9 protein-coding genes are annotated in these 9,320 nt (G+C 67.3%); all 9 read right to left on the bottom strand.

Going from position 1 to position 9,320, the window contains the following annotated elements:
- Positions 1-176: 176 nt before the first annotated feature.
- Positions 177-1,316, bottom strand: coding sequence for an acyl-CoA dehydrogenase family protein (locus ACCC94_RS24690; protein ID WP_413352253.1), 1,140 nt, complete (start codon positions 1,314-1,316; stop codon positions 177-179).
- 13 nt (positions 1,317-1,329) lie between these two features.
- Positions 1,330-2,523, bottom strand: coding sequence for an acyl-CoA dehydrogenase family protein (locus ACCC94_RS24685; protein WP_413352252.1), 1,194 nt, complete (start codon positions 2,521-2,523; stop codon positions 1,330-1,332).
- A gap of 701 nt (positions 2,524-3,224) precedes the next feature.
- On the bottom strand, positions 3,225-4,376 hold the full coding sequence (locus tag ACCC94_RS24680) for a thiolase (protein WP_413352251.1): 1,152 nt from the start codon (positions 4,374-4,376) through the stop codon (positions 3,225-3,227).
- On the bottom strand, positions 4,373-4,762 hold the full coding sequence (locus ACCC94_RS24675; RefSeq protein ID WP_413352250.1) for a Zn-ribbon domain-containing OB-fold protein: 390 nt from the start codon (positions 4,760-4,762) through the stop codon (positions 4,373-4,375). The genes ACCC94_RS24680 and ACCC94_RS24675 overlap by 4 nt, the downstream gene beginning before the upstream one ends.
- 14 nt (positions 4,763-4,776) lie before the next feature.
- Entirely contained in the window at positions 4,777-5,229 is a 453-nt protein-coding gene (locus tag ACCC94_RS24670) for a PaaI family thioesterase (protein WP_413352249.1), read from the bottom strand.
- A complete protein-coding gene (locus tag ACCC94_RS24665) occupies positions 5,226-6,203 on the bottom strand; it encodes an NAD(P)H-dependent flavin oxidoreductase (RefSeq protein WP_413352248.1) in 978 nt (325 codons plus the stop codon). The genes ACCC94_RS24670 and ACCC94_RS24665 overlap by 4 nt, the downstream gene beginning before the upstream one ends.
- A 16-nt stretch (positions 6,204-6,219) precedes the next feature.
- On the bottom strand, positions 6,220-7,311 hold the full coding sequence (locus ACCC94_RS24660; protein ID WP_413352247.1) for a Zn-dependent alcohol dehydrogenase: 1,092 nt from the start codon (positions 7,309-7,311) through the stop codon (positions 6,220-6,222).
- Between the two features lie 9 nt (positions 7,312-7,320).
- Positions 7,321-8,727 (bottom strand): coniferyl aldehyde dehydrogenase, encoded by a 1,407-nt coding sequence (locus ACCC94_RS24655; protein ID WP_413352246.1) that lies wholly within the window; start codon positions 8,725-8,727, stop codon positions 7,321-7,323.
- A gap of 26 nt (positions 8,728-8,753) precedes the next feature.
- Positions 8,754-9,320, bottom strand: a 567-nt coding sequence (locus ACCC94_RS24650) for an enoyl-CoA hydratase/isomerase family protein (RefSeq protein WP_413352245.1), incomplete at its 5' end; no start/stop codon positions are given.

Genomic DNA, 9,320 nt, shown 5'->3' with positions numbered 1-9,320 from the left:
TTAGTGGGTCCCCCGCCTCAGGCCCCTCAAACCATCCGCTATCGGGGAACCCCCTTTCTGCGCGTCCTTGCTCGCGAACGGATTCATGCCAGGCCGTAGGGCGCATAACCGCTTGCGGTTATCCGCCGTCATTCGGCCAGCGGCGGATAACGCTGGCGCGTTATGCGCCCTACGTTCTATGCCACATCCATCAGCTGGCTGAACGCCTGCAGGTGATGATCGTCGTCGCCGAACTGGTGGCTGATCATCACCAGGTGCTTGGCGTAGTGCGAACCCAGGTACTCATCGGTGAGGCCGATACCGCCGTGCAGCTGGATGCACTGCTCGGAGATGAAGCGCCCCGCGCGGACCGCGATGTACTTGGCCGCCGCCAGGGCGCGGCTGCGCTCGGCGCTGTCGGGCTGGTCGGCGACGCAGGCGGCGAGGATCGCCATGCTGCTGGCCTGGTCCAGCTCGGCACGCATGTCCACCATGCGGTGCTGGAGTACCTGGAAGGAACCGATGGCGACGCCGAACTGCTTGCGGGTCTTCAGGTAGTCCAGGGTCAGCTCGCAGGTGGCTTCCATGGCGCCCACCGCTTCGGCGCACTGCGCAGCGATGGCGCGGCCCTGCTGGTAACGCAGCGCGTCGAACGCCTGGCCCGGCTCACCCAGTACACGCTCGCTGGCGACGAAAGCGCCGTCCAGGTACAACTCGCAGGCCTTGAGGCCGTTGGCGGTCGGGTAGACGCGGCGTTTAACGCCCGCCTCGCTCGGATCGAGGAGGAACAGGCCGATGCCCTGCTCGTCCTGCTCGCCGCCGGCCACGCGTGCCGACACCAGGATCAGCCCGGCGCTGTGCCCGCCGATCACCGCGACCTTGCGCCCGCTCAGCCGCCAGCCGCCGTTCACCGGCTCGGCGCGAGTGGCCACGCTGTTCAGCTCGTAATGGCTCTGCGGTTCCTCGAAGGCCACCGCCAGTTGCAGCTCGCCGCTGGCAACGCGGGTCAGCAGCTGGTCCTTCTGCGCTTCGCTGCCCAGCTGGGCCAGCAGGCCGCCGGCGAACACCACCGATTGCAGGTAGGGTTCCAGGCACAGGCCGCGGCCCAGTTCGGTGTGCACCAGCATGCTGTCCACGCCGCCGCCGAAACCGCCGTAGGCTTCGGGCAGGGACACACCGGTCAGGCCCAGCTCGCCGAGCTGGCGCCAGAAATCGGCGCTGTAGCCCAACTCGTTGCGGCGGTAAGCCTCGCGCTGTTCGAATCCGTAGGCGTCACGTACCAGACGCGCCGCCGTGTCTTGCAGCATCTGCTGCTCTTCAGTGAGTTTGAAGTCCATGGTCGGCTGCCTCTCAGAGTCCGAGATTCACTTTGGAAACGATGTTCTTCTGGATTTCGTTGGAGCCGCCGTAGATCGAGAGCTTGCGCATGATGAAGTACTGGCTGGCGGCGGTGGCGCTGTAATCGGTGTGCAGCAGGTCACCCGAGCAGGCCTCCATCTCTTCTTCGAGGAACGGCAGCGCGTAGGGCCCGACGGCCTTGCGCAGCAGGTGGGTAATCGCCTGGCGGATCTCGGTGCCGCGCACCTTGAGGATCGAGCTTTCCGCGCCGCTGCCACCACCTTCCCGGGCAGCGGCGAGGATGCGCAGGTTGCTCATCTCGGCGGCCATCAGCTGCATTTCCAGCTCGGCGATCTGCGCGCGGAACAGCGGGTCTTCGATCAGCGGCTTGCCGCCCTTGCGCTCGCGCGCCGCGATGCCCTTGAGCTGACGCAGCAGCTGCTTGGAGAAGCCGATCCCGGCAAGCCCGGTGCGCTCGTGGGTGAGCAGGTACTTGGCGCAGGTCCAGCCGTCGTTTTCCTGGCCCACCAGGTTGGCCACCGGCACCTTGACGTTGTCGAAGAAGACTTCGTTGACCTCGTGTTCGCCGTCCAGGGTGATGATCGGACGCACGGTGATACCGGGGGATTTCATGTCGATCAGCAGGAAGCTGATGCCGCGCTGGGCCTTGGCCTGCGGGTCGGTGCGCACCAGGCAGAAGATCCAGTCGGCATGCTGGCCCATGGTGGTCCAGGTCTTCTGGCCGTTGACGATGTAGTGCTCGCCTTCGCGCACGGCGCGGGTCTTCAGGCTGGCCAGGTCGGAGCCGGAGCCCGGCTCGGAATAGCCCTGGGCCCACCAATCGGTCATGTCGAGGATGCGCGGCAGGAAGTAGGCCTTCTGCTCCTCGGTGCCGAAGTTGATGATCACCGGGCCGACCATCACCGCGCCGAACGGCAGCACGCGCGGTGCGCCGGAGATCGCGCACTCTTCCTCGAAGATGTACTTCTGCACCACGCTCCAGCCAGTGCCGCCGTACTCCACCGGCCACAGCGAAACGTGCCAGCCCCGATCGTTCAGGGTGCGCATCCAGAAGACGTTGTCTTCCTTGGAGAGGCGCTTGCCAAGCTTGACCTTGGCGGCCAGTTCCGCCGGCAGCTTGTCGCGCAGGAAGGCCCGCACTTCCTCGCGGAAGGCCAGCTCATCGGGCGTGTAATGGATGTCCATCGAGGCGTTCCTCAGACCTGTTGTTCTTGTGCGTCGCGCTGGGCGACGGGTTGGGTACTGCGGTCGAGTATCGGGATGCGCCGCGGGGCTGGCTGTAGTTCGTTCGGACCAATTTCGGAGGGGATTTTCTGGACGGTGAAAAAGCAGAAAGCCCGCGCGGTGTGGGCCGGGCGGGCTTTCGCTTTTGTTTCTTTACGGGGTCATTTCCCCGTGGGCACAGGGGCTCTCGTAGGAGCGGATCTTATCCGCGAAATCCTGACAGGACGTGCCAAACCTACCCTTCGCGGACAAGGTCCGCTCCTACGAGAGCGCGGCCGTTCGCAGTGCTACGCCGATACACCGGAACGGCGCGGCCATTCGTAGGAGCGAGCTTGCTCGCGAACAGGTGTTACCGGCCACACCAACGCATCCGGAAATTCGGGTTCGCGAGCAAGCTCGCTCCTACAGGGTCATTTCCCCGTGGGCATAGGGGCTCTCGTAGGAGCGGATCTTATCCGCGAAATCCTGACAGGACGTGCCAAACCCACCCTTCGCGGACAAGGTCCGCTCCTACGAGGGCGTGGCCGTTCGCAGTTCTGCGCCGATACACCGGAGCTGCGCGGCCTTTCGTAGGAGCGAGCTTGCTCGCGAACAGGTGGTTACCGGCCACACCAATGCATCCGGAAAATCGGTTCGCGAGCAAGCTCGCTCCTACAGGTGCGTTAAAGCGCCGCTTCACTCCCGAGGAACGCCGTCACTTGGCTGGACAAGGTGCCGCCATTGCCATGCAGCAGAGCGATATCGGCCTTCTGCAACTGCCGCTCCCCGGCCTGGCCGCGGATCTGCGTCACCGCTTCGAGGATCAGGAACATCCCGTACATCCCCGGATGCACGCACGACAGGCCGCCGCCATTGGTGTTCACCGCCAGTTCGCCGCCGGGGGCGATGCGCCCGCCCTGGACGAAGCGTCCGCCCTCGCCTTTCGGGCAGAAGCCAAGGTCCTCGAGGAACAGGATGGTGTTGATGGTGAAGGCGTCGTAGAGCATCACCAGGTCGATGTCGGCATGGCTCACGCCGGCCATCTGCATGGCGCGCGGGCCGCTTTCCGAGGCGGCGGTGACGGTCAGGTCCGGCATGCACACCACAGAGCGGTGCCACTGCGCGCCGCCGGCGCCGAGGAAGTACGCCGGCTTGTTCGGCAGGTCGCGGGCGCGGTCGGCGCGTACCATGATGCAGGCGCCGGCGCCATCGGTCACCAGGCAGCAATCGGCGGCGCTCAGCGGGTCGCTGACCATCCGCGCGGCCAGCACGTCGTCCATGCTCAGCGGGCCACGGGCGAAGGCTTCCGGGTTGAGGTTGGCCCAGCCGCGTGCGGCCAGTGCCACTTCCGCCAGTTGCTCGCGGGTGGTGCCGTACTGGTGCATGTGCCGGCTGGCCGCCAGCGCATAGGAGGTGATCGGATGGCGCGGCTTGTAGGGCGTCTCGTGCCACTGCGGCTCGCTCATCGACACCAGCTTGCCGCCGGCAGTGCGCTGGTTGGAGCCGTAGCAGATCAGCGCCACGTCGCACAGGCCGGCCTGCAGCGCCAGGGTGGCTTGCAGCAGGTGCCACTCGAAGCTGGAACCGCCGACGTTGGTGCCATCGACGAACTTCGGTTTGATCCCCAGGTACTCGCACACCGACAGCGTGGGGAAGGCATGGGAGCTGGTGGCGGAGAACACCGCATCGACATCGGAGAGCTTCAGTCCGGCATCGGCGATGGCCTTCAGCGACGCCTGGCCGAGCAGTTCCATGGCGCTGAAGCCGTGGGCTTCGCCGATCCCGGCGCTGCCGATGCCGACGATGGCGGTCTTGCCGCGAATAGACGAATTCATGCCTGCACCTCGTCGATCACGTCGAACACCACGAGCGCCTGCCCGTCCTCCTCGATCACCCGCGCCCTCACGCGGCTACCGATGGGCGCGGTTTCCCGGCCCTCGATGCGCGACATCATGCGCACGCCTTCGTCGAGATCGATCAGCGCCACGTTATGGCTGGCGTTGCGCGAGCGGTTCACGGTGATGGCGTAGATGCGCCCGGTGCCGGCGGCCTCGACCCACTCCAGGTCGGTCTCGCCGCTGCCGGGGACGGCCACGCGCGGGTAGAACACATGGCGGCCCGTGGAAGCGCTGCGCTGGATCATGAAGCGGCCCTGCTGGAGGAACCGCTGGTACTGCGCCTCCGGCCCGACGGGCGCGGCGGCTGGGGAAGTCTCGGCCATGGCTGGCTCCTGCCTCATTGCGAATCGGCGCGGCCGTGCAGGCTGCGCGTGTTGTTGATGAAGGTGCCCTTGCCGCGCGCCACCAGCTTGTCGCCGTCGAGCAGGTCGCAGCTGGCCACGCTGATGCTGCGGCCGAGCTTGTGGATCTGCACCCGGACCTCGATCCAGCGCCCCGGCAGCGCCGGGCTCAGGTAGTCCATGTCGAGATTGATGGTGGCCGGCGGCAGCTCGCTGCCGGCGGTGAGCTTGATCGCCGTGCCGAAGCCGGTGTCGGCCAGGGTGGCGAGGAAACCGCCGTGGGCGATGCCCAGTGGGTTCAGGTGTTCCTCGAGGATTCGCGCGGCGACCACGCGGCGCTCCAGGTTCACATACACGCCGCGGCAGTTGTTGACGAAGCCCGGGCGCGACATGGGCTGGAAACCAGCGGGGACGGCGCCCGCCTCTTCGATGAAATCGCTGGCACTCATGCTTCGCTCCCCGCGTAACGCTGGGCACGCTGCAGGCTGGCACGGCACTCGCGGACCATGCGTTCGAGCAGTTCCGCGCAGCTGGGGATGTCGTCGATCAGGCCGACGCACTGTCCGGCAGTGACTATGCCGTCGTCCGCTTCGCCGCTCTCCAGCGCCGCGCGACCACGGGCGCCCGCCACCAGGTGGCGGATGTCCTCGAACTGCGCACCGCCGCGCTTCTCGATGCTCACCACTTCTTCGGAGATCGGGTTGCGCAGCACCCGCGCGGTGTTGTGCAGGGTGCGGAAGATCAGCCGGGTGTCGCGCTCGGTGGCGCCCACCAGCGCGCGCTTGATGTTGTCGTGGATCGGCGCCTCCACGGTGGCGCAGAAACGCGTGCCCATGTTCACCCCTTCGGCGCCCAGGGCCAGCGCGGCGGCCATGCCTTCGCCATCGGCGATGCCGCCGGAAGCGATCACCGGCACCTGCAGGCGGCGCGCCGCCAGCGGGATCAGCACCAGGCCGGGCACGTCGTCCTCGCCGGGATGCCCGGCGCACTCGAAACCGTCGATGGACACGGCGTCCACTCCCAGGCTTTGCGCCTTCAGCGCGTGGCGCACGGCCACGCACTTGTGGATTACCGTCATCCCGGCGGCCTTGGCGCGGGCGATGTACTCGCCGGGGTTGTTGCCGGCGGTCTCCAGCACCTTCACGCCGCTGGCGATGATCACGTCGAGGTACTGCTCATAGGGCGGCGGGTTGATCGACGGCAGCAGCGTCAGGTTTACGCCGAAGGGTTTGTCGGTAAGGGTTCGGCAGCGCTCGATTTCCTCGCCCAGCGCCTCCGGGGTCGGCTGCGTCAGCGCGGTGAGGATGCCCAGCCCGCCGGCATTGGAAACGGCGGCGGCCATCTCGGCGCGGCCCACCCACATCATGCCGCCCTGGATGATCGGGTAGCGGATGCCGAGCAGTTCGGTAATGCGTGTCTTCATGTCGGTTCTCCGCGATTCACTGGTCGAAGACGATGACCGAGCGCGCCAGTTCGCCCCGGCGCAGCTCGTCGAAGCCCTGGTTGATCTGGTCCAGGCCGATGCGCTGGGAAATCAGCTCGTCCAGCTTCAGCCGGCCCTGCAGGTAGAAGTCCACCAGCCGCGGCAGGTCCACCGGGAAGCGGTTGGAGCCCATGAACGAGCCCTGGATGCGCCGCTCGGCAAGGAAGTCCAGCCCGCTCAGCTCCAGTTTCACGCCGGGCTTGATCATGCCGATAACAGTGGCGCTGCCGCCGCGCGCGAGCATGGCGAAGGCCTGCTCGGCGGTCTGCTTCAGGCCGATGCATTCGAAGGCGTGCTGCACACCGCCACGGGTCAGTTCCAGCACCTGTTGCACGGCATCGCCGTCGGCGGCATTGATCACGTCGGTGGCGCCGAAGGTCTTCGCCAGTTCCAGCTTGGAATCCAGCCGGTCGATGGCGATGATCCGCCCTGCCCCGGCCAGCGCCGCGCCATTGATGGTGGAGAGGCCGATGCCGCCGCAGCCGATCACCGCCACGGTCTCGCCCGGCCGCACCTGGGCGGTGTTGAATACCGCGCCAGTGCCGGTGATCACCGCACAACCGAGCACGGCAGCTCGGTCCAGCGGCATGTCGCGGCGGATGGCGACGCAGGCGTTCTCATGCACCAGCATCTGCTCGGCGAAGGCCGAGAGGTTCATGAACTGGTTCACCGGCTTGAGGCTGGTGACCTCGCTCAGGCGCGGCTCATCGTTCTTGCCACGTTTGGTTTCCGGCGACACGCAAAGCGACAGGTGCCCGGAAACGCAGTGCGAGCAATGCCCGCAGAAGGCCGAAAGGCAGGTGACGACGTGGTCGCCCGGCTTTACCGAGCGCACCTCGGAGCCCACCTGCTCGACGACGCCGGCGGCCTCGTGGCCGAGGATCACCGGCATCGGCCAGGGATAGGCGCCCTCGATGAAGTGCAGGTCGGAATGGCACAGGCCGACGGCGCGGGTGCGGATCAGCACCTCGCGCGGGCCGGGCTTGCCGATGGCAACCTCCTCGATGGTCAGCGGCGTGCCCGGTTGGCGCAGTACAGCGGCTTTCATGGCGGCTCCTCAGCGGGTGATCATCGCGGCGACGGCCTGGCGCAGCGGTTCGACGTAGGGCGGGCGCATAAGGTCCGGGCCGTCGGCTGGTTTGAACACCGCCTTGGCATGGCTGAAGGTGCGGAAGCCGTCGCGGCCGTGGTAAGCGCCCATGCCAGAAGGACCGACGCCGCCGAATGGCAGGCTCTCGACGCCAACGTGCTTGATCACGTCGTTGATGGTCACCCCGCCGGACGTGGTGCGGCGCAGCACCAGCGCCTGCTCGTCGGCATCGCTGCCGAAGTAGTACAGGCCCAGGGGTCGCGGGTGGGCGTTGATGTAGGCGATCACCTCGCCGATGTCCTTGTACGGCTTGATCGGCAACAACGGGCCGAAGATCTCGTCCTGCATCACCTTCAGCTCGTCACCGGGATTGCGCAGCAGAGTCGGCGCCAGTTTGTGCCCGGCTTGCGCGGCGAAGTCCTCGCCGGCCGGGTTCAGCTCGATCAGCTCCACGCCCGCCGCGCGCGCTTCGTCCAGGTAACCCTGCAGGCGCTGCTGGTGGCGAACGTTGATCACCGAGGTGTAGTCGGGGTTGTCGCGCAGGCTCGGGTAGAAGCGCGCGATCACTTCGCGGGCGCTGGCGATGAAGTCGTCCAGCGATTCCTCGGGGACGAACACGTAGTCCGGCGCCAGGCAGATCTGCCCGGCGTTGTGCAGCTTGCCGGCGATGATCTTCTGCACCGCGGCCTGGAAGTCGGCGGAGCGGGAAATGATGGTCGGCGACTTGCCGCCCAGCTCCAGGGTCACCGGCACCAGGTTCTCGGCGGCGGCACGCATTACCTGGCGGCCGATGCTGGTGGCGCCGGTGAACAGCAGGTGGTCGAAGGGCTGGGCGCAGAACGCCTGGCCGACTTCCGGCCCGCCGGTGATCACCGCGACTTCGTCCTCGGCGAACACCGAGGCGATCATCCGGGCGATCAGTTCCGAGCTGTGCGGGGTGAATTCCGAGGGCTTGATGATCGCCCGGTTACCGGCGGCCAGCACGCCGGCGAGGCCGGTGAAGACCATGTTCACCGGGAAGTTCCACGGCGTGACGATGCCCACCACGCCCAGCGGCTGGTACTCCACCCAGGCTTCGCCGCGCTCGCAGTGGCGCGGTTCGGGCTGCATCCAGCCGGCGAGCTGGGCCTTGGTCTGCTTCAGGCTCATCAGCGGCGAGAGCACTTCCACCACGCGGGAGAAGTCGTCGCTGCGCTGGCCGAAGTCGGCGCGCACCGCTTCGACGATTTCCTCCTGGTGATCGACCAGCAGGCCGATGGCGCGGTCAATCAGCTCGATGCGTCGTTCGGCGCTCATCGGTTCGCTGGAAAGGTGCGCGGCGCGCTGGCGGTCGAGCACGGCGCGGATGGCGGTGCCGGGGCTGGTCTGGGTCATGGGGGTCTCCTGATGGACTCTTCTGGTTATTCGTCGTCGCGCCGGGTCGGCCACTGGTACAGCGGGGTTTCCTTGCGCATGAAGCGCGCCGAAGCCTCCTTCACATAGCCGGAGGTCAGCGCCACGGCCTGGGCAGCCGCTTCGGCGTCGAGCTGGGTGGCCAGGTCGTTCTCGAAGCTGCGGGCCAGCAGGCGCTTGCTCATGGCGAAGGCCGGGGGCGACATCCGGGCCAGCGCGCGGGCCAGTTCCTCGGCGCGCTCGCTGGCGCGTTCGCCTGCATGGCTTTCCAGGGCGATGCCCAGCTGTACCGCTTCGGCGGCGCCGATCTCGCGGGCGGAATAGATGATCTCGCGGGCGCGCTGCATGCCCACCAGGCGCGGCAGCAGCCAGGACGCGGCCAGGTCCGGCACCAGGCCGATACGGGCGAAGGCCATGCAGAAGCGCGCGCGCTCGGTGGCGATGACGAAGTCGGCGGCCAGCGCCAGGCTGAAACCGGCGCCGTAGGCCACGCCGTCCACCAGCGCGACCACCGGGCGGTCGAAATCGGCCAGGGCGGCCAGCAGGCGGTTGGTTTCCGCCATGCGCATGCGTAC

The organism is Pseudomonas sp. Pseusp97 (genome assembly GCF_047304025.1).
Classification (GTDB): domain Bacteria; phylum Pseudomonadota; class Gammaproteobacteria; order Pseudomonadales; family Pseudomonadaceae; genus Pseudomonas.
This window is presented reverse-complemented; position numbering and strand designations above follow the sequence as displayed.

Excerpts from the sequence above, each read along its gene's own strand:
- ACCC94_RS24680 (WP_413352251.1), bottom strand. The coding sequence starts at position 4,376 with ATGAATTCGTCTATTCGCGGCAAGACCGCCATCGTCGGCATCGGCAGC.
- ACCC94_RS24665 (WP_413352248.1), bottom strand. The coding sequence starts at position 6,203 with ATGAAGACACGCATTACCGAACTGCTCGGCATCCGCTACCCGATCATC.
- ACCC94_RS24685 (WP_413352252.1), bottom strand. The coding sequence starts at position 2,523 with ATGGACATCCATTACACGCCCGATGAGCTGGCCTTCCGCGAGGAAGTG.
- ACCC94_RS24670 (WP_413352249.1), bottom strand. The coding sequence starts at position 5,229 with ATGAGTGCCAGCGATTTCATCGAAGAGGCGGGCGCCGTCCCCGCTGGT.
- ACCC94_RS24660 (WP_413352247.1), bottom strand. The coding sequence starts at position 7,311 with ATGAAAGCCGCTGTACTGCGCCAACCGGGCACGCCGCTGACCATCGAG.
- ACCC94_RS24675 (WP_413352250.1), bottom strand. The coding sequence starts at position 4,762 with ATGGCCGAGACTTCCCCAGCCGCCGCGCCCGTCGGGCCGGAGGCGCAG.
- ACCC94_RS24655 (WP_413352246.1), bottom strand. The coding sequence starts at position 8,727 with ATGACCCAGACCAGCCCCGGCACCGCCATCCGCGCCGTGCTCGACCGC.
- ACCC94_RS24690 (WP_413352253.1), bottom strand. The coding sequence starts at position 1,316 with ATGGACTTCAAACTCACTGAAGAGCAGCAGATGCTGCAAGACACGGCG.